We start from the raw sequence: 18692 nt of genomic DNA, 5'->3' as shown, positions 1-18692 counted from the left end.
GAAGTAGGGCTGGCGATCCTCGCGCGTAAGCTCCGGCTAAACAATTAATCGCCGAATGATTCCATGCGGCGCCTGCGAACAGCGGAAGAGAAGGGTCGGTGCAGGGCAGGAGACGGGCCCTGCGCGCCTGCGGGTGCGTGATCCTCTCTTTGCAGCGCGGCAAAGAGTTCATCAGGAAGGCGCCCTGGTCGAGCATGCACACTTGTTTCAGGCAGCCTGTGATCAGGCTGACTGCGTGCATCCCTTTGTTGGAGTGCCAGCAACCTCTGCGTCCCCGACCTGCTCATCGGTGGTTGCTTTGTTCGTCTTCGAAGCGCGTTCCAAGGATGCAATCTACAGCATTCTGCGCGGCAGCAGCGGCCGTAATCATCAGGCGGCTATATCCTTCCAAAGCTTTGATCCAGTTCTGGGTGTAGGCGGCGGTATTCCGCTCTGTGTCCTCGGAGCTGATGCTTGCGATCGTTGCCAGGAACGCGGCTCCAAAGGTCCGGGCAAGACGGTTTTCATGGCCGGTGCTGTGGATGAGCTCGTGGAACAGGGTTGCGTAGTAATGGGGCGTGTCCACAAAGCGGTTCCGTGCCGGCATGTGTACCGCATCGGTGCTCGGGCGGTAGAAGGCGCGGCCTTCGTGCTCATTGTCCAGATGCAAGGTTGGGCGGCTGTCCCAGCCGGTGACGATGCTTTCGCACAGATCGTCGGGGTCGATCTCGGGGCGATCGATGTGGGGCTCTGCCGGGGCGAGTCCGTCGCACTGCTCGACGTTGAACACGGTGTACGTGCGGCACAGGAAGCGGTCGCGTTCTTTCGCGTCTTCGCTGCTGGAGGCCACTGGCGCGGGTGCGCCTTCCGGCGTTTGCTTCGCAAGCTTCTTCCAAAAGACGATCGGTGTGCCTTTCTCCCCTTTGCGCACCGTGCCTCCAAGCTCCTGCGCCTGCTTGAAGGTCAGCCAGTAGTTGGAGGCATACGGCGAGCCCCACAGCAGAAGCACGTTGATGCCGCGGTAGGGTGCGGTAATTGGACGGGAATGCCGTACCCTTGCTGTTGCCCTGCCAGGGTTTGGACCATGGAACGACGCCGGCTCTGAGGGATGCGAGGATGCGTGCGGTGACGGTCTCGTAGATGTTGAGCTTCGGGGCGGAGGTCTTTTTGCTGGCTGGCTTCTTCATGGGTGGGAACTCGCTCTGGAGTGGATTGGCTGTGTTTGTTCTCAAACACGCCTTGGCCCAGGCCCATGCATGCGGAGGTAGCAAGTGCAAGGGGCGGATTCCTTCCCCGAAGGGCAGCCACCGGCTGGTCTGCACAAGCGCAGCGCGGAAGATGAAGGTGCCCCTTGCGCGCGCGAGAGGCGGAGCCTCTGAGCGTACTTAGCACTTGCGTTCAAAAAGAGACCAAAGACATGCGTTACAGCACGTTGGAACCCTGATGGTTCCTGAGCTTTGACCTGACGCACGATGATGCGGTATGCCCTGGAGGAGAGTCGTATCGTGGATCAACGCCTGCAATGTCTGTCGAGCTACCAAAAGGAGGAGATGTCGCTGTCGGACCTCTGCCGTGAGTTTGGAGTCTCTCGATCGACTGGGTACCGATGGATCAACCGCTACAAGGAGGTCGGGCCTGAAGGACTACTCGATCTAAGTCGTAAGCCGCACGGGTGCTCTCATGCGACGTCGGAAGTTGTTGAGAACGCGATCCTGGCACTGCGGAATAAGCACCCGAGCTGGGGAGCCCGGAAGCTCAAGGCGAGATTCGAAACGCTGCAGCCAAAAGTCATCTGGCCAGCAGCCAGCACCTTTGGCAACATACTCAGCAGGGCCGGTCTCACGAACCCAAAGCAGAAGAAGCGGCGCACCACGCCGTACTCTGAACCCTTCTCCACGGTCACGGCAGCGAACCAGCTGTGGTGTATGAATTTTAAAGGGCTACTTCAGTACGGGCGACGGCGCACGCTGCGATCCTTTCACCATCACCGACGCTTACAGCCGCTATCTCATCCGCTGCCAGACAGTCTTGCGCATGGACCTAAGTCAGGTTGCCGCGGTCTGCGAAGCCGCTATGAATGAGTACGGAATGCCTGCCAGGATCCGTACTGACAACGGTGCTCCGTTCGCCGGAAATGGGCTTCTGGGCCTATCGAAACTGTCGATCAGCTGGACGAAGCTGGGTATCGTGCGCGAGCGCATTCAGCCAGGCAGGCCACAGCAGAATGGTCATCACGAGCGCATGCACCGCACGCTCAAGGAAGACACAACGAAGCCACCGGCTCTGACTTTACGGCTACAGCAGAAGAAGTTTGATCGCTTCCGGCAGATCTTCAACCATGAACGGCCGCACCATAGGGGTGAGCGTCCGCATCGCACCGTTCTGATCAGTTATCCCTTGGAGCCGCCGGCGGCTTGCCTTGCTTTCAGGTCGTCATCGGTATACTTGACCCAATTTGCGAGCGTGGTGGGCTCCATCAGCCCGTTCACGCGGTTCCTGAAGCTCGTGATGCGCATAAAACTGTACCACTCACTCGGGTAATCGCCCTTGATGCCGACGACCTGCCACCAGATGAATATCTGACCGAACAGATCCACGGCCTCACTTTCATCAATGAGCTCCTTCGAGACGGCAAACTCCATCGCCTGGACCACGCCAAGTCTGCGGTATTAACAGCCTCAGTTCCCCTCACTCAAGGAGGAACTATAAGTACACGATGGAGCAGTTCATCGACTGGTACTGCTCCGAGCCGCGGTTGGCACTGAACCGAACGGTGGTGCTGCGGTTTCGTCTTCATTTGGAGTCTCTGGGCCTGGCGGCTGGAACCGTGAACCAGCGCCTGGCGGCGGTCAGGCGGCTGGCTTATGAGGCGGCAGATTCGGGCTTGCTCAGTCCGGAACTCGCCGCCGGCATCAGGCGGGTCAAAGGGGCGAAGCAGCTGGGAGCACGTACGGGAAACTGGCTGACTCAGGACCAGGCTAGGCTCTTGCTAGAGAAAGCCGATGGAGACGGCTTGCGCAGTGCCCGCGATGTCGCGATGATTCTGTGCTGGTAGGCTGCGGCTTGCGACGGGCTGAGCTGTCTGCGCTGACGGTTGAGGACCTACAGATCAGACGAGGACATTGGGCGATTGTGGACCTCGTCGGCAAAGGCAATCATGTCCGTACCGTCCCGATGCCCGTTTGGGTGAAGGGATGCTGTCGATCACTGGAGAAGTTTGGCAAAGGTGACCTCAGGCCGATCTTCCGAGCCATCAGCCAACATCGGACGCCCTGGGGCACGGGGATCTCCGAAAACGTGATCTGGTACGTGGTGCGAAGAGTCGCCAAACGAATGCAGATGGACGGTCTTGCGCCTCACGATCTTCGCCGAACGTGCGCTAAGCTTTGCCATGTGAATGGCGGCGAACTGGAACAGATCCAATTCCTGCTCGGTCATGTGTCCGTACTCACTACCGAGCGGTACCTTGGCTGTAAACAGAATCTGGAGAAGCCGGTTAATGATCGGTTGCCTCTTAGATCGGCAATGCGTGGGATTACGGTGAGGCCTGTTGTCATCAGTAGAGAAACCGGGATCAAAGCCAAATTGACCCTCGGATGGTTTGATTGAGATCTCGTACCCAGAGCCAAACCTAGTCGCAGGCGGCACAACGATCAAACGTCAGAGCTTGGCCAGTGTTGTTCGCTTCCGCATACGTGCCCTTCAGCTGACCGGAAACTACCGTGAGTCTCAGGACTGCCGGATAGTCGGGCCTGCGAATCGGACCGAAATAGACGTTGGTGAAAATGACCTTCAATGTCAGGTCACTACCGACGAGACTGGAATCTCCCTCTAACGGAATGCTCGGTGACTTCCCACGCATGAACCACCCTGTTACCTGCGAGCCCTCAACTTTGGCAATGTGGATGGTCAAATCCGTGGGAGTGCTTTTACGTAGAGGGATCGAAGCCTTCCAGAACCCCAAAATCTGCTCTTGTGCAGGTTGTACACGCACAGGCTTATTGCTGTTGTTTTGACTATCCACCGCAGGTGCGACCGTTGGTGGAGGCTGTGGCGTGGTTGCGGGCGCAACCGCTACACCAGCGTTTGTATCCTTAACCTGTAGGTTCGTTTGCGTAGGCGATCCGGCGCGCGGCAACCAGACTTCGATCTGACCGTTCGCTGCAGCGAGACCGAGTCGCACGGCGCGCGCTCTCGGATAAAACGTTTGCAACACAGACAACACTTTGTTAGCTTCCTGCGAATCAGCGCTGTTGCCAAATCGTACTTGAGCGAGATCTGGCATTTTTTCGCTCGGTAGCTTCTCGATCTTCTGCACTACCTTAAGCTCTGGTGTCCGGGAATTGATGGCGGAGACGACTCTTGAGCCAAGACCGGAGGTGTCGGAGGAATCTTGTTGCACGTACACTCGTCGAGTTGCCGCATTTGGGGGAGGCCGATTAACAGCCTCCAGTTTGATCGGTTGCTGGAATGATCCAGACGAACTCAGAGTGGATAGAAGTAAAACTACCGGTTCGCTCTTCTTGTCCGAGACGGTAACGGAAGAACTACCTGGATCGTCCTTGACTGTTAAACCACCTAGGTCATTGAGCTTTGCTTGCACTTTCGCCGGATTGTCCACCGATACCGTAAAGCTGATTTTGCCGATGATGACACCGCGCACCAAGCGAAGCCCCGGATGCTTTACAAGAAATCTTCCGCAGGCTGAAGTGGCATCTTCGATAGCTTCGATCGATGCCGAGTCCATAATCTGGGACTGTACATCTTCCACACTATAATTAAGTTCGGAGTTGTGCGTGAGGTCGACGCCAGCACCGCCGAGGCCCTCAATGGCTTTCTCCCCAAGATTGGCCAAAACGGCGATGTCGCTTTTCATGTGATACGTGGGAAATAACCGGCTCGCTGTAAAGCTCGGGATCGCTGGCGGAACGCAATCCCTGAAGTCTGCAGGTGTCTGTGTCAATGCGTCCAGCACGGTGCCAGCTGGATAGCTGGTATGTGCTACAGCAACAGAGAAGTGAGCCCCATTATCTGTACCGCCATATTTCGCTTTGACCCTTTGAGCGAGCGAATCTTGGAAATCATCGAAATCGCGAACCTGGACGGTCAAATCGCCTCCCATCGGCTTGGGCGGATTTGGTATCCGAGTCCAGTAGTAATGCCAGAAACCGATAATGAGGACCATGAAGACCATGGAAGTTACTGGGACAGCAAGCTTGTTCAACGGGCGCCTCTTTCGATCCATATATCAGGGTTTACTGTTGCGGATCCACTCTACGTTGCTTTATTGCAATAACCTGGTAACAGAAGTGCAGTTCGTTTGATTTAGCGAAGCTGGAGCCTAGAGCAGATAGATCACTCTGATTGTGATGTCGCCGACCGATTCCGTCATCCATTCTGGGCGGATACGGTACTTTGTCAGTTTTGCTTTATGCCTAAATTCATTCGGGTGAACATCAGATTCCGCCAGCACCAGCAGGACTGCCGGCATCACTCTGAAGAGTGGAGATTACACCCTGTATACCGCTTTGTATGGCGGATGGATTCATGCTGTATATCGAAGCTCCCAACACTGCGAGGGATGTAATGATCTGGAGAGTCTTATCGACTGTTCCATTTGCTGCGATTGCATTCCTCGCTTGGGTGGTGGCGTTCTTAATTGCTTTAAGCGTCGCGGTCAAAGTCGTTTGTTCAAGGGAAAGCCCTTGCGTGATGAACGAGCTTGAATACTGTAAACACTGCATCTGTTGATTCTGTAGTTGGTATTGCTGCGCTACGGTCAACGTCCCGTATTGATTCAACCGGTAGTTTCCGATCAACGAGGCCAAGTCGTGAAACTGTTGAGCCAGATCGCCACACTGCGCTGCGGAGGGTACTTGTGTAGGCATCGTTTACCTCGCATCCTTTTCAAGGCTCTTTACGGATTCCGTAATACCAGAAATAGGTTCCGATATCTGTTTGGCTAGGTTCTGAACCGCTGCTTTATCAAAGCCAGCCTTGGATGCAGTCACTAATTTGTCATGGGCATCGGCGATTCCCATCATGAAGGTGCGGTATGCAAGTGCTGCTTTTTCGCGGGCGGCGAGTTGATCAAGTGCCGTTTGGTATTGACCGCGAAGAATAATCTTTAATCCCGGATCGGTTTCACTTGCGAGAGGGACATCGTAATACGAATGTATTGTTTGTTCTTCATTGCAAAGCTCCAAGAGGTATGTCGGAGGAGTTCCGGCTGGAGGGGCATAGCTGCAAGGGGTGTCAATCGGAACCTTATCGGGCGCAATCTGATTGGCCAACCCTTGTGCCAGTGTTCGGACAGGTCTCTGCGATTTTTGAATGATGTCCGCTACTTCTTTTTCCCGGTAACCCAATGTTGCGAGTTTGGTTATCGCCCCAGCGAGAGTTCCTGCAGCATTAGCCATGTCCTGTTGGGTGGTATCGAAGCCGGTGTTTTTGAAACTTGTTCCTAGTGTTGGTGCGGCCTTCTCAAAGCCGGTAGCGTCCGCTGCAGACAGCTTTCCTAGCGCATCGACATAGTCGAATAACACGCCCTGCTCGGTGGTCAAGTTCTTACCTAAATGGTCAAACTCTTGGCGATTGTCGGCAGTACATGCTTTTGCTGGAGGTGGATTAGGAGGAGGGCCGGGCGGCAAATTGATGTTGAGGTTTTGACGGTCGCAAGACAAAATGAAATCGCCAGCCAATACGTTGGCGGCTGCTTTTCCGACGTCAACTGTTTGTGAAAGGTTTTGGACCTGGGTGAGGTTCGGACAGCCAACTAAAGGCACGAGAAACGAGACTAAGAGAACAGGGCGCAGGTGCGCAATATTCATGAAACCCTCCTCAACTCTACGATTGTGGAGCGGGCCCGACTGTCTACAGAACTTGCGACAGCGATGATACCGCTCTACTCGACTGCGCATTGTATTCTATTCGAGTCACGCTTGCTGTTCGGACTCAACTTCCTTCCCGCTGTTAGCCAGCGTCTTGCGAAGCGGTTTATTTCTATACCGGTTGCGAGCCATGCTCACCTGCATCGGACGTTCGCCGACCGGGCGTTTCCAGCGACCTTTGATCGTGTCCTCGCTCGGCGCTTTTCCCGCTGATCGATGACCCAGAGACCTTCGATTAGCAATCTAGGTGATTGACTAATCGCCAATGCACCCACCGATGCCGGCTAGTCCTGATAAGTCGGCTTGTGGGAAGTAACCTCGGCCGGGAAACGACTGGTGCGTTTCCCTGTGTTCGATACGATTTTCGCGATTCCGATACAGAATTATTCTTATCAGACGTAAGTGGTTTGTTGTATTCAAGATAGTAAAATACTGTGGTCTGCGCATCTCAATGAGTGCACTGCGCTGGTGGATAGGCAAAGGGACCACATTCGCCTTGACCCAACTTCTCATGGCGGCCCGGTTCCTATCGCTGCAAAGAACTCTTCACAACCTGCACATTCTCTCCTTCGCTGCTCATCGATTCTCCTTTGCTTCGTCGAGTGCGTCCGCATGAATGGGACCGTTCGCAATGATCCCTCTCGCTCGCAATCGCAAACCGATTACTGCTGCTTCTTGAACACATCCTGAAAGATCAGGTGCCCCCAAATTGCGCCGCGTGCGTGCACAAGCCATCCGCCCTCGTTCAGCTTGCCGAGCTTCACGGGTGCGAATCCCAGTTCTTTAGCGAGCTCCACCACGGGAGCGACCGCATCGTCATCATCGCTCGATAAAAACACCACCCGGTATCCTCCCTCGACCGCCGGATCAGTCGCCAGCTTGGCCGCACCCAGGTGATTGAAGCCCTTCACGAGCTTGGCGCCGGCGAACGACGTCGCTACGAAGGCTGACGACGGGAGACCGTCGAGTTCCTCAAGCGGGAGGGGAAATGAATTCATCGCGTCGATGATTGTCTTGCCCTCCCAACTCGGCAGCGCCTTCGCAACATCTCGATGTTCCCCAAACGGAACCGCCAGAAAGATCGTATCCGCTTTGAGCGCTTCCTCCAACGATTTGGCAACAACCTTCGGCCCAATCGCGCGAGCCTGCGGTTCCAGCTCTGCAGGCGGGCGGCGGCTCGCGACGGTCACATCAATGTCCTTACGCGCAAACGCGAGGGCCAGCGCCTGGCCGATCTTGCCGAATCCAATGATTGCGTAGTTCATGCTGTTTCTCCGATCTGTGTGAGAACTAAAAGTTTTTGAAAAGCGTCGTCCCGCGACTGGCCGGGCTGGAAAGCCCGCCGCAGGACTCGCTATTAGACCTGCGCCATTCCGCCAGCGACGGCGAGCTCAACGCCGGTAATGTAAGAACTCTCATCAGAGGCGAAGAATGCAACTGCTGCCGCGATTTCTTCTGGCTTGCCTCTGCGGCCAAGCGGAACTTGTGAAGCGAATCCCGCTATCGCTTGTTCGAGCATTTCAGGGGGGATGCCCGCTTTCTCAAGTGCCTGAGTTTCGATCGGTCCGGGGCTTACCGCATTCACGCGGATTTGGCGGTCTTTCAATTCCAGGGTCCAGGCACGCAAGAAACTGCGCACAGCCGCCTTGGCCGCGGCATAGACAGCAAAGGTCGGCAATCCCATTACGTTTGCGACCGAGGTGTTCAGGATGATCGAGCCTCCGTCTTTGAAGAGGGGAATGGCCTTCTGCACGGTGAAGAATGTTCCCTTCGCATTTAGATCGAAAGTCCTATCGAAATGAGCTTCGGTAACCGCCCCAAGTGGTGCGACTTCACCCCAGCCGGCATTTGCGAAGAGTGCGTCGATGTGCCTGTGTTTCCCTTTCACGACGGCATAGAGCCGGTCCAAATCTTCCAGGCGCGTTATGTCGCCCGTGACCGTCGTGACGTTCCTCCCGATATTGGCTGCGGCCTCGTTCAGCTCTTTCCCGCGTCGACCGGTGATGACAACGTGCGCGCCCTCTTCAACGAAGCGCTTGGCTGTGGCTAACCCAATCCCGCTGTTTCCGCCTGTGATGACTGCAACTTTTCCTTCAAGCTTTCCCATACTCGCTCCGTTTCGTAATCGCATAACATCCGATACATGGGAGTAGACTCCTCTTGAAGAGGACGGGATCTGCCCGCAAGTCCAAATATTTTGTCTATTCGTCCAAACAAGGAGGCTACAAGTGGATCCCATAACAGACGTATTTCGTACGCTGCACGTAACCGCATTCGGTCAGCACAGGCTCGAAGCCACAGCCCCGTGGGGACTCAAGGGAGGAGGGGTGGAGAACGAAGAGAAGCCGCCGATTACCGGCAAAAATCGGCCACCGGCAGAGTTGGCACACTTCGCCATGCTCTCGCGTGGCAATTGCTGGCTCAACGTCGAAGGCATCAAGGAGACGATTCCACTCACCGGAGGCGATTTCATCTTGCTTGCCCGTGACACTTCAATCGTCATGCGCGACAGCCCTCGCACCTCACCAAAGTCGACTTTTCGCGAGGTCGCGGCCAAGGCCAAGAGCAACGTAGCTCACTGCGGAGGCGGCGGCGCACCAACGACCATCGTCTGTGGGTCTCTCAGCTTCGACCGTGCCAGCCTGAAACCCGTCACTCAGCTATTACCAAACTTCATTCTGATCAAGGCCGATCAGGCACGCACGTTCGCTCTTCACAACACCATGCAGTCTCTAGCGACGGAGATGGCAGACCAGGGGCCAGGGTCTGAAATCGTCGCGACCCGCCTCGCCGAGGTTCTCTTTATCCAGGTGCTCCGGGCGTATATAGCGACGGAACCAGAGCGCAAACAAGGATGGCTTCGGGCGGTATTCGATCCTCCCATCGGCACTGCCCTGACCGCCTTTCACGATCAAGTGGGCGCGCCATGGACAGTCGAGTCTCTGTCCGAAGCAGCGGGCATGTCTCGATCCGGATTCGCACTGCGTTTCAAAGATCTGCTCGGACAGACACCGTTGGAATACGTAACAGGGTGGCGAATGCAGAAGGCGATGCGGCTACTCGAACGACGTGACAAGAAGCACGTCGACGTTGCTCGGTTAGTCGGTTACGAGTCTGATGCGGCCTTCAGTAAGGCATTCAAGCGAGTGGTTGGAGCCAGCCCAGGGGAGTACCTCAAACGTGGATTGGAAGACCATAGTCAGTCCCAATAGACACCGTTCTCGTCAGCTGTGATCTCTATGAGCGACAAATCGCCGATGCGCTCACTGATATCCAATTGGTACCGACAAGTCGGCAAGTGGGAAGTGATCCACCTCACACAGGGCTAAGAGAGTACCTCACGCTTCGGGCCTCCCGGGCCAATAGCGTCACGACAATGGCAACGGGGAGGACGCCGAAGCAGACCGCGCCTTCAGCGGTGACGTGAGGCTCCAAAGAGCATCAATCCAGTTCCGATGAGCTTCAAGCCAAACCAGCGTTTTCTTACAGCCATGACGCATCCTTAAGCGAAATCACCTGCATGCGCTGCGGAAATGCCGGAACTGTGCAAAGCGTGTAGCGGTGAAGCTGTACCACCCTTACACCGTTCCGTGGAAGGCGCCGGAAGTACCCGCGCCTCCCACATCCCCTTAGCCCTAACGGCGACCAAATTACATTACGTAAAGACAGCATGGCTTAAAACGAACACCTTACTGGACGTCAGAGACCTGGCCGTTTAGAAAACCAGCGTTAAGTCCTTGTAGACGTAGACCTGCTTGGCCGCGAGATCGACGATCTTGTCTGAGTCTCCAAGCATCCTCTTTACCGCGTCTGAGCTCATGCCGAGTTTGATGATTTTGTTCTCGACGGCAAAGGCGTGAGGGGCCGGCAACGACGATGTCGATGGTTTTCTTCACATCTTCCGGGGTCATGTTGTCCAGGCCTGGAAGCTTGACGTTCAACTCGCCCCAGTATTGAGTTCCCTGCCGTCGGCCAGCGTCGTGCCGTCCGCTGTAAGCAGCTCCGTGAGGACGGCATCCCCCTTCACTGTGAGCTCAGTGACATAGTCTTCCCGATCGGCGCAAGCGTGCGGGAGTGGCCTGTGCACCCTCCGAAATGGGTCCGTAAAGCACTTGGCCTGACTCAATTGCCCGTTCGCAAAGTTGGGGTTCACGATGACGTTCTGGGTAACGGCCTCATCCGGCATAAACGCCGGGGAGACGCACAGCAACAATCGCACCAGGCTGGGTGCTGGCGAGCTGCTTAGCCATGACACCTTCAAGCCCACAGTTCGAGACTATGGGCTCAGCTATTCCCAGGACATATACGCCCAGCCTAAAGACATGGATTTGCGGCTGTACATACGCAATTCTATGCACGGACCACCTGCACTTCAGCGCTTTGCTTTTGCATGTTGGCTGGTCCGTGTGCGCACTGGCTCACAGTAAAATGGAACAGTGAAGAAGCTGGTGCGAGAGAGGACCAAGATGCCTAAACATCGTGCGCTGCCATTGTTCGACCAAGAAGATGCCATCTCTGCCGAGGAGCTTCTACTACGTCGTATTTTGCTCGCGATTGAACAGCCTCAACCGAAGCGGCCCCTGCAATGCGTGACGTACAAAATGCCTCTGCCACACTACCTGCGTATGAAGGAAGCAGCGCAACGTTGGAAGCTCTCCTACTCTGATCTGCTACGAATTGCCATGTTTTATCTCACGCCCGCTTTGGAAGCTCCGTCTGGCGAATTGCGTGCGCTACTGGAAACTCATCGCTCTTCCGAACTGCAAAAGCAGTCAGAACGCTCTTTGAAGCGGAGCCTCAGCCTGCGCAAAGCCAAACTAGCGTCGTAAAGGCTCACCAAGGTTGGCGAACTTTGACTTCTTAGCTCGGACGAAGATACCGCAAGGCGTCGTGCTGGGTTCGGCGTCATCCACTTTGGCGATCCGTTGAGAGGCCCAGCGTCCAATTTCTGTTGGTCAGAGTGAGTTCGAAGACACCACTAATCTTTGCATCGAAGGTCACTGCGCGCTTCGCCTGTCCTGCACCCGCGTCCAGCCTGGCAACGATTCGGCCAACGAAAACGCGACAGATCATTAACATGTCGTCGTTTGGTACGCCCATTTGCCTAAAAGACACTAGCCACAACGGTGGTTGTGCTAAATGTACAGGGCAGGGAAATGGCCTTCAAGGAAGAAGAAGATGGGGAATCTTGCCATGCACGTAGTTTTTGACCTGGACGGCACCCTTGCCGACTGCTCTCACCGGCTCCACCACATTAAAGGCGACGGTCCGAAGGACTGGGACGCGTTTTTCCGGGATTGCCCTAAGGATCAGCCGCTCGAGAAGATCATTGCGATCGCGCGAGCGATGTTCGCAGCTGGCCATGATGTCGAGATCTGGTCAGCTCGGTGCGATTCGGTGAGAGAGGCCACGAAAGCATGGCTCGCGCTCATGGACGTCCCGCACAAGCTGCTGCTGCTTCGAAAGGTCGGGGATCATCGCAACGATGATGTGCTCAAGCGGGAGTGGTTGGAAGAAGCGAGGCAAGAAGGCTTTCCCGTCGACCTGGTCTTTGAGGATCGGGCTCGCATGGTTGCGATGTATCGTGAGGCTGGCGTGACCTGCCTGCAGGTGGCGGATGGGAGCTTCTAGCCTTGCCCCCAAATCGCTCGAAACTGGCTGCGCTTCATCTTCTCGAGGCGGCCCTGCCAGAACACCTTCGCTGGCCAGGAAACCTCTCGCAGGTCAGTGATTGGCAATGGGACGCACAGACACCTTACGGCTTCGCCAGGATGGCAGCGATCAGTTGAGATTTTCCCGATTAAGCTTTCTGGTGCTGGAGGATCAGACCAGCGAACAAGGGCTATGTTCAACGCCCCGTGGGACTTGTGCACGCAACTATTCCCGGCCGCCTCCCATTGGTACCAGTGAAGTCCTAGTTCCTCAGCGCGGGCCCTCTCGAGGGACAAGCTGGCGATTGCAACGACGCTTTGAGCGATCTGTTGAGCTTCGCTCTCGGCCATACCGGGTAGTTCACGCAAAATCCCTGTGGCAATGCTCTTGGCTCGTTTGCCCTTTAGGCTTTCGTCCTGGATGTAGAGGATGAGCGCTGGGGTAAGTTCGCGTGTGATGGGATTCCGTGAGCAGGACTCCAGAAGATGTTGCTGCACCACATTCCCCAGGGGTCCTGAGAGTTGCCGGCTCAAAGCTGTGTACATCCTAGCGCCATGTTCTGAGCTGGCGCCGCGTGTGCGGGGTGCAGTCATCGGCGAGGGAACCGGCCCCGCAACGTCTAGCAAGGGGCCTTGTCGTCGTCGAACAGCCTCCTTGGCTGGTGATGAGCTCAGTGACGTATCTTTGAGCCCAGGAAAAATAAGAGCCGATCCCCAAACCCCATGTCATATCTCCGTGCAGTCGTGTGTGAAGCATAGCCGAGCGAAGGTTCTGGCGCCTGCACAGCATCGGCTTCAGCATTAGGGTTCCTGACGCCTACCGCAGCTGAAGTATGCCTCAGCTGCGGTATCTGTCCCATGCGCGAAAGCAAAAAGTTACGATAACGGCGGAAGCCATATCGATGAAGAGGTCGGCAAGTGGTAGTGGAAGAGTGAAATCGACATGCATGTCAGGCCTCTCGATGCTTGAGATCACAACGTCGCGCACCGTACCATTTCCTATCTTTCGGACAGGAACTGATATTTGCTCGCGACGTCAATGAGTCTGCCAAAAAGCTTTGAAATTCAGCTTTTCGCGAAGAGAAGGATGGGGGCCTCAATGCGCGAGTGGCTCACGCAGAAGCTCAGATGAATTTGCTCGTGTCCATCGGGGTGCTGCTCACGCCACAACTTGCGAAGAAGGGCAGGCCAGTCAGCTCGGACGAGCCGGGTTCGAGTCACCTTTGCATGGCACGGAAGACAAAGGGTCAGCATCAGCTTGGGGTCGCTGCAGCCAGGGACCCTATGATGTACCGCAAGCGATCGCTTTCCTCGCTTCAGAGTGGTGCAGCCAGGAATGCAGCAACGGTAGCTGTCACGAGCCAAAACAGCTTCCCGATGTCCTCCAAAACGCTGTTTGTCCTGCCGTTTCAGGGTGTAGCAAGTACTGCAAAGACCCAGGGCGTGGATCTTGGTTCGACCGCATGGGCAGTGAAGAACCCGCTGTAGGCGGCGGCTGGATGTTTGCTTTTCCATGCGCGTTACTGACAATCTCCAGTATCCCAGTGTTTGGCGGGTTGTTCCTGTAGTGGAACAAGTAGTTTCAATAGCTTCTATAGTTTGTTGACAACGGTTCGTTCATTCAATATCTTCAGAATTAACAGACCCGCCAAGCCTATCGACCGGAAACGGAGAAGCTGAAATTGGCGGGTATTCTGCGTTTGGGCCTATTTTGTGGGTCGCGGGGCGGGTTGCCAAGGCTCTTGGGTCTGCCAATCGAGGGGGAATCGCATCGCCGTCAAGTTCGCGGTTGGGTGGCGCGCGATGAGCTCTTCGAGGGCCTCTTTCCATAGAAAGCTGGGATCAATGCGCCCGAGCAAATGGAAGAGGACCAAGCAAACGCTGTAGAGCCTGCCAGCTTCGGCATCCGGCACATTCCATTCCTTGAGCAATTCAGGTTTGATGGACAATTCACGATTCCAGAGGCGACCGTGATGAGCGCAAACATTCCTGACGTAGGCTAAACACCTGATCCAGCTGACATATTGGCTTTGGGAAATCCGGTATGGTCTGGCCATCTGCTTGCGGGTACTCTTCGGCACCTCACCCACCATTTTTGAGACCACTCCAAAGGTGAGCAACTCTGTCGCCATCCAGATGGGCATGTGTGGCTCGCTTGTATAGGTTTTGAAGTAGTGTGCGACAAAGTCCTCTTTCGACAAGCTGATCTCTTTTTGCAGCCTGGCTAGGAAGTCCTTATGGTCGAACCCCTGAGCTGGAAAGCCCGCCCCGGGTGAAGGGATCAGCGTTGAGAAAGACGACGCCTGCAGATAACCGAAAGGGCCGATTGTGTGCGCTAGCTGGTACGTCAATGCAGCTCTTGCAGCGATTTCAATTAGGTCTACCGACTTCATGATCAGCAGACGCAGCTTAGCGTCGAACTGATAGAGGTCGATCACCATCGAAAAGGACATATTCGGGAGAAACCGGTTCTCCTGATGCACCTTGAATGGAATGAAGTAAGCGCTCAGCCGGTAGTAGCCGATGAGTTCCAGCCAATGAAGAGCTTCACTTCTCGATGGGATTAAGAGGCCCCTACTTTCTAAAAGCTCAAGCTGCTGCTCGTACGTCAGTGCTGCTTTGGTGTAGTTCATTCATCCTCGAACTGGGTTCTGCCTACATTAGCCGCTCTTACGCACTGTTGAGCATGTCTGGGCCTTGGTTGCGCACATTCCCTACTTTGGGGTGCGCCAGGGCTTGTGTCATTTGATCTGAATCGAACGGCCGAAGCAGGTCAAGCGGTGGCTGGGTAGTCTTCTCGCGATCCAGCCATCGGGTGTAGTCGGCTGGCCGCAAGATCACCGGCATGCGATCATGCACCGCGGACATGAGTTCGTTTGCCTCTGTGGTGACGATCGTGAAGCTCTGAAGCCACGAGCCGTCAGACGGGTTCTGCCAAGCGTCCCAGAGCCCGGCCAAAGCGAACAATGGCTCAGCCTTCAGCCCAAAACGGAAGGCGGTACGCTCCGGCTTGCGCCACTCATAGAACCCGGAGAGCGGAACGAGGCATCGGCGCCGGCGAAAGGGGACTCGCCAGAGCGGGCTCTTCTCGATCGTCTCGGAGCGCGCGTTGAAGGTGCTTCGCTTCGGATCGGGCCCACTGGAATTGTGGCCAACAAGTCCCCAGCGCATGGGCACGATTTCGCGTCTGTCCGTCTCGCGCGACAGGCGGATCACCGGTTGCGTGGTGGTTGGCGCGATGTTGTAGCCAGGAGCTGCGTAGAGCGTGTCGTCTGAGAACTCAGCACGGAAGCGCTCAGCGATCTCCTGCTTGTCCCCGGCCCGGTAGTAGCGTCCGCACATCGGAGTCCCTCCAGCTTGGCATTTTGAGCGCTCGCTCCAGCCATTGGGAGGATGCGGCCTGTTCCAAAGGCTGCAATGGTGCTATTTCAACCATTGGTGGCTTTTTCATCCCGATAATAGGGCATCGGTAGACAGTTTTCATTGTAGGAGGGTGGGATGGGAGTTTCTGAGCACAGCGCGGGAGGGAAGGTCATGCTGCGGCTGCCGGCTCACGTGAAAGGGTCTGCGGTGTTTGGCGGAGATCGTAAAGAGTACCGCTACCGCCTGGAGCGCTGCTGGGACGAGAGCTTGCCTGCGGTGTTGTTTGTGATGATGAACCCGTCGACAGCCGAACCCCAGTTCGATGACCCAACCGTGGCCAAATGCCGGCGGTATGCAGTGGCTTGGGGATTCGGAACGCTGCTTGTCGGCAACACATTCGCCTACCGGGCCACAGATCAGCGACGGCTCATGGAGGTTGAAGACCCCATCGGCCCGGAGAACGACCGCCATTTGCTCAAGATGGCGAGCCAGGCATCGCTCACGGTCTTTGCGTATGGAAAGCCGCACAAGCTACTGCAGCAGCGGGGTAAAGAGGTGGCAAGGAAGCTGAGCCGGAGGTGCTTGCCGCACGTCCTGCAGTTGTGTAGTGATGGCACCCCAGGACACCCGCTTTATCTTCGCGGAGATCTCCAGCCTCAAATGTGGAGGGTGGCAGCTTCTTAAACTTTAACGATCAGCTGGCCCCGACTTGGCTGGAGTGAGCTCTTCACAACCTTGGCTATTGCTGAACGGTTTTGTAGGGGTTGGATGTCGCGAGTCAAAACAAAGGCCTTTATGAGGACCAGGGATTGAGTCGGTCTATTTACAGGTGTTATCCAGCCACTCGTTCGGCTTTACAGCCGGTGGAAAGGCGAGCTTCCTAGCGGCGGCTAACGTTTCCTCGATGGCTCCACCACCCGGATAGCCGATGGTGGGGTCGATCGAATATGCGGGGTCTCTAAGCGCGTCTTGAAGCGAAATGAAGGCAAAGCCCCGTTCGCGGAGTAGTGCGATGAGATCAGGCAGCATCTTGGCATTAAATGCGGTCACATGCAGAAGAAGCACGTACCGAATATCGTGCCCATACAGCCGGCTCGATAACGAGCGGTAAATGTCGATGAACTGATCGGCGGCGGCGAGATAGCTGTCATGCAGCGCGTCGACTTTGGCCATCTGATTCTTGGTGACACACCGCGCATACGGGTCGTTCCACAAGTAATCCTCGAAGTCCAGCGATACTTCGGCGGTCTTGTAGCCATGCTCCTTGAGGTAGAACTGAATGGCTTGCCGCTTTTCCAGAGTTTCGCCTTCGTGCAGGAACGGGTAACGGAAGTAGTGCCAGTCGGTCTTGCCTGCATAGATCTTTAGAGCTGTTTCGTTTTTGAGGATGTTGTCTTCGAAGTCGGCGGCAGAGATCGACTCGAGATCCGGATGCGAATATGTGTGACTGCCGAGCAAGTTCCCAGAATCCGTCCAGGCGCGCAGAATGGCGGGCCCGCTGGGCATTCCTTCAAGGGTGTGAGCGTTAATGAAGCCGTAAATGGGAGGCAGTTTTTCTGCCTTGAGTGTAGCGAGAAGCGAGTCGATGATTTGCGCACGGGTCACGTCAGGCGGAGCCGCACCGGTGGAGGGCAGATCGTCAAAGGTGATGGCCACCTGTAGATTTGGCTTCTGTGCGCTTACTTTGAAAACTGCGGTGAAGACAAGGACGCATATAACGATGGTGCGCATGTGGCCATTCTAAAGAGTACAAAGCTAGTGCTTAGCCCAATTAATCCACCAATACAGTCCACAACACCGGATTAGTACCTACAAATCCGATTACCGCCAGCACTACCGAATTCCCTGGAAAGAGGGCGCTCTCTGAAGCGTGGTACATCCCAGCAGTTGTCATAATTGCGAGATCGCTAAAACTGAACCTCTTCATCTGCGTTCTCAAGTTCGATATCGTGCTTTGCGGCGTTCCAGCCGCGCTTCCAGGAGTCCGTCTGGTCCTCGACGAACGGCACTCCGGAAAGATGGTCTTCGACTCCAATTTCATAGTCAGCGCACTCTTCGTCTTTGCGACAGAGGTCTTCGGCTTCCATGGTTCGTCTCCTTCGTGGACCTGAGTTTCAGTGTTTCGGCAGCTTGTCTACGATCACCCTGGCTAACCGGGTGCTCTCTGAGATTGTGGCAAGGACCCTAGGGCTGTTTGCTCCGGTGTCGGATTCAGGTACCCTGGCGAGCTTGATGGCTGCCAGAAAGCCGGCGATGAGCAGAGTGGTGTCCGTGAGATTGCGCTCTGGCGGGTAGTAAATCGTCCCGTAGCCCGAATGCAGGACGAGAACGGCAGGCTCGTAGCTACCGGCATGTAGGCAATAGGGGCAGAGGGCGTGCTGTGCCGTGGTTGGTAGCACTGGCGTCTCCCCGTTGGCGGAGGCGACAAACACGAGCTGGCGGCACTTCTGGCAGCCGGCATGCCAGTGGCTTCTGGTTCCCCTCACCGCTTGCCGCTCTGGATCAGCCCAAAAGAGATGCGTCCCTCGTAGATCTCGGTGGGCCGGTAGCGGCGGTGCTCGCCGCAAGATGGGCAGCAGACCGTGATCGGGTTGTCAGGAATCGAGCGCTCGCCGGTCGGAACGGCCTTCTGGCAGCCTTTGCAGGCCACCACGATGGCGAGGCGCGTCGGGGCGCCGTGAAAGCTCATGGCTGGAGTGTACCGGAAAAGCGAAGTCTAGGCGAAAGTCCGGAGTGTCTACTTTCGCCTCCTTGGGAGTTTCGCTTGTACTATCCAGGCCATCGCTTGTGATCTATCTCATCTCTAATC

At 55.9% G+C, this 18692-nt stretch carries 20 protein-coding genes and 2 pseudogenes; 9 read left to right on the top strand and 13 right to left on the bottom strand.

Annotation, left to right across the window (positions count from 1 at the left end; genetic code table 11):
- Positions 1-283 precede the first annotated feature (283 nt).
- Together D1Y84_RS18580 and D1Y84_RS18230 are read right to left on the bottom strand one after the other, a co-directional pair.
- Positions 284-769: a zincin-like metallopeptidase domain-containing protein gene (locus tag D1Y84_RS18580; RefSeq protein WP_255424322.1), complete on the bottom strand. Its 486-nt coding sequence runs from the start codon at positions 767-769 to the stop codon at positions 284-286.
- A gap of 54 nt (positions 770-823) precedes the next feature.
- Positions 824-1166 (bottom strand): annotated as a pseudogene (locus D1Y84_RS18230) (ArdC-like ssDNA-binding domain-containing protein); the annotation flags it as partial.
- A 285-nt stretch (positions 1167-1451) separates the two neighbouring features.
- On the opposite strand from D1Y84_RS18230, the gene D1Y84_RS18225 reads away from it, so the two are divergent.
- Both D1Y84_RS18225 and D1Y84_RS18740 read left to right on the top strand, forming a co-directional pair.
- The gene (locus D1Y84_RS18225) at positions 1452-2060 is read left to right on the top strand and encodes a helix-turn-helix domain-containing protein (RefSeq protein ID WP_370245677.1); all 609 of its coding nucleotides are present in this window, start codon (positions 1452-1454) and stop codon (positions 2058-2060) included.
- Positions 1948-2322, top strand: a pseudogene (locus tag D1Y84_RS18740) (integrase core domain-containing protein); the annotation flags it as partial. The gene D1Y84_RS18225 and the pseudogene D1Y84_RS18740, both read left to right, overlap by 113 nt.
- A gap of 47 nt (positions 2323-2369) precedes the next feature.
- On the opposite strand, the gene D1Y84_RS18035 reads toward D1Y84_RS18740, so the two are convergent.
- The gene (locus D1Y84_RS18035; protein WP_199726320.1) at positions 2370-2633 is read right to left on the bottom strand and encodes a hypothetical protein; all 264 of its coding nucleotides are present in this window, start codon (positions 2631-2633) and stop codon (positions 2370-2372) included.
- A 62-nt stretch (positions 2634-2695) separates the two neighbouring features.
- Here D1Y84_RS18035 and D1Y84_RS00225 point away from each other — a divergent pair, with 62 nt between their 5' ends.
- Both D1Y84_RS00225 and D1Y84_RS18735 read left to right on the top strand, forming a co-directional pair.
- Positions 2696-3034, top strand: a complete 339-nt coding sequence (locus tag D1Y84_RS00225; protein WP_124846735.1) for a hypothetical protein — start codon at positions 2696-2698, stop codon at positions 3032-3034.
- Entirely contained in the window at positions 3025-3588 is a 564-nt protein-coding gene (locus tag D1Y84_RS18735) for a site-specific integrase (RefSeq protein ID WP_124846734.1), read from the top strand. The genes D1Y84_RS00225 and D1Y84_RS18735 overlap by 10 nt, the downstream gene beginning before the upstream one ends.
- 22 nt (positions 3589-3610) lie before the next feature.
- Here D1Y84_RS18735 and D1Y84_RS00215 read toward each other — a convergent pair whose 3' ends face one another.
- The 5 genes from D1Y84_RS00215 to D1Y84_RS00195 form a co-directional block, all read right to left on the bottom strand.
- Positions 3611-5203, bottom strand: coding sequence for a hypothetical protein (locus D1Y84_RS00215; protein WP_124846733.1), 1593 nt, complete (start codon positions 5201-5203; stop codon positions 3611-3613).
- Positions 5204-5435: 232 nt separating this feature from the next.
- Complete coding sequence (locus D1Y84_RS00210) at positions 5436-5867, bottom strand: hypothetical protein (RefSeq protein ID WP_124846732.1); 432 nt, start codon at positions 5865-5867, stop codon at positions 5436-5438.
- A gap of 3 nt (positions 5868-5870) precedes the next feature.
- Positions 5871-6809, bottom strand: a complete 939-nt coding sequence (locus tag D1Y84_RS00205; protein WP_124846731.1) for a hypothetical protein — start codon at positions 6807-6809, stop codon at positions 5871-5873.
- A 722-nt stretch (positions 6810-7531) separates the two neighbouring features.
- Positions 7532-8134: an NADPH-dependent F420 reductase gene (locus tag D1Y84_RS00200; protein WP_124846730.1), complete on the bottom strand. Its 603-nt coding sequence runs from the start codon at positions 8132-8134 to the stop codon at positions 7532-7534.
- A gap of 92 nt (positions 8135-8226) precedes the next feature.
- Positions 8227-8976, bottom strand: coding sequence for an SDR family oxidoreductase (locus tag D1Y84_RS00195; RefSeq protein WP_124846729.1), 750 nt, complete (start codon positions 8974-8976; stop codon positions 8227-8229).
- Positions 8977-9097: 121 nt separating this feature from the next.
- Here D1Y84_RS00195 and D1Y84_RS00190 point away from each other — a divergent pair, with 121 nt between their 5' ends.
- The 4 genes from D1Y84_RS00190 (at position 9098) to D1Y84_RS17745 (ending at position 14008) form a co-directional block, all read left to right on the top strand.
- The gene (locus tag D1Y84_RS00190) at positions 9098-10081 is read left to right on the top strand and encodes an AraC family transcriptional regulator (RefSeq protein WP_124846728.1); all 984 of its coding nucleotides are present in this window, start codon (positions 9098-9100) and stop codon (positions 10079-10081) included.
- 1224 nt (positions 10082-11305) lie between these two features.
- Positions 11306-11698, top strand: coding sequence for a hypothetical protein (locus D1Y84_RS00185; RefSeq protein ID WP_124846727.1), 393 nt, complete (start codon positions 11306-11308; stop codon positions 11696-11698).
- Between the two features lie 349 nt (positions 11699-12047).
- A complete protein-coding gene (locus D1Y84_RS00180) occupies positions 12048-12500 on the top strand; it encodes a hypothetical protein (RefSeq protein WP_124846726.1) in 453 nt (150 codons plus the stop codon).
- 1304 nt (positions 12501-13804) lie between these two features.
- Positions 13805-14008, top strand: coding sequence for a hypothetical protein (locus D1Y84_RS17745; protein WP_158615233.1), 204 nt, complete (start codon positions 13805-13807; stop codon positions 14006-14008).
- A gap of 218 nt (positions 14009-14226) precedes the next feature.
- On the opposite strand, the gene D1Y84_RS00170 is transcribed toward D1Y84_RS17745, so the two are convergent.
- Complete coding sequence (locus tag D1Y84_RS00170) at positions 14227-15153, bottom strand: Abi family protein (RefSeq protein ID WP_124846724.1); 927 nt, start codon at positions 15151-15153, stop codon at positions 14227-14229.
- A 37-nt stretch (positions 15154-15190) separates the two neighbouring features.
- Positions 15191-15862, bottom strand: coding sequence for an SOS response-associated peptidase (locus tag D1Y84_RS00165; RefSeq protein ID WP_124846723.1), 672 nt, complete (start codon positions 15860-15862; stop codon positions 15191-15193).
- 156 nt (positions 15863-16018) lie between these two features.
- On the opposite strand from D1Y84_RS00165, the gene D1Y84_RS00160 reads away from it, so the two are divergent.
- Positions 16019-16567 (top strand): DUF1643 domain-containing protein, encoded by a 549-nt coding sequence (locus D1Y84_RS00160; protein ID WP_124846722.1) that lies wholly within the window; start codon positions 16019-16021, stop codon positions 16565-16567.
- A 135-nt stretch (positions 16568-16702) separates the two neighbouring features.
- On the opposite strand, the gene D1Y84_RS00155 is transcribed toward D1Y84_RS00160, so the two are convergent.
- The 3 genes from D1Y84_RS00155 to D1Y84_RS00145 all read right to left on the bottom strand — a co-directional run bounded on the left by D1Y84_RS00155 (position 16703) and on the right by D1Y84_RS00145 (position 18572).
- The gene (locus D1Y84_RS00155; RefSeq protein ID WP_124846721.1) at positions 16703-17614 is read right to left on the bottom strand and encodes a polysaccharide deacetylase family protein; all 912 of its coding nucleotides are present in this window, start codon (positions 17612-17614) and stop codon (positions 16703-16705) included.
- A 176-nt stretch (positions 17615-17790) separates the two neighbouring features.
- Complete coding sequence (locus D1Y84_RS00150; protein ID WP_124846720.1) at positions 17791-17970, bottom strand: hypothetical protein; 180 nt, start codon at positions 17968-17970, stop codon at positions 17791-17793.
- Positions 17971-18365: 395 nt separating this feature from the next.
- The gene (locus D1Y84_RS00145; protein ID WP_124846719.1) at positions 18366-18572 is read right to left on the bottom strand and encodes a hypothetical protein; all 207 of its coding nucleotides are present in this window, start codon (positions 18570-18572) and stop codon (positions 18366-18368) included.
- Positions 18573-18692 lie beyond the last annotated feature (120 nt).

This window comes from Acidipila sp. EB88, assembly GCF_003858395.1.
Classification (GTDB): Bacteria; Acidobacteriota; Terriglobia; order Terriglobales; family Acidobacteriaceae; genus EB88.
The sequence above is the reverse complement of the archived record's forward strand: the minus strand, read 5'-3'. Positions and strand labels throughout refer to the sequence as shown.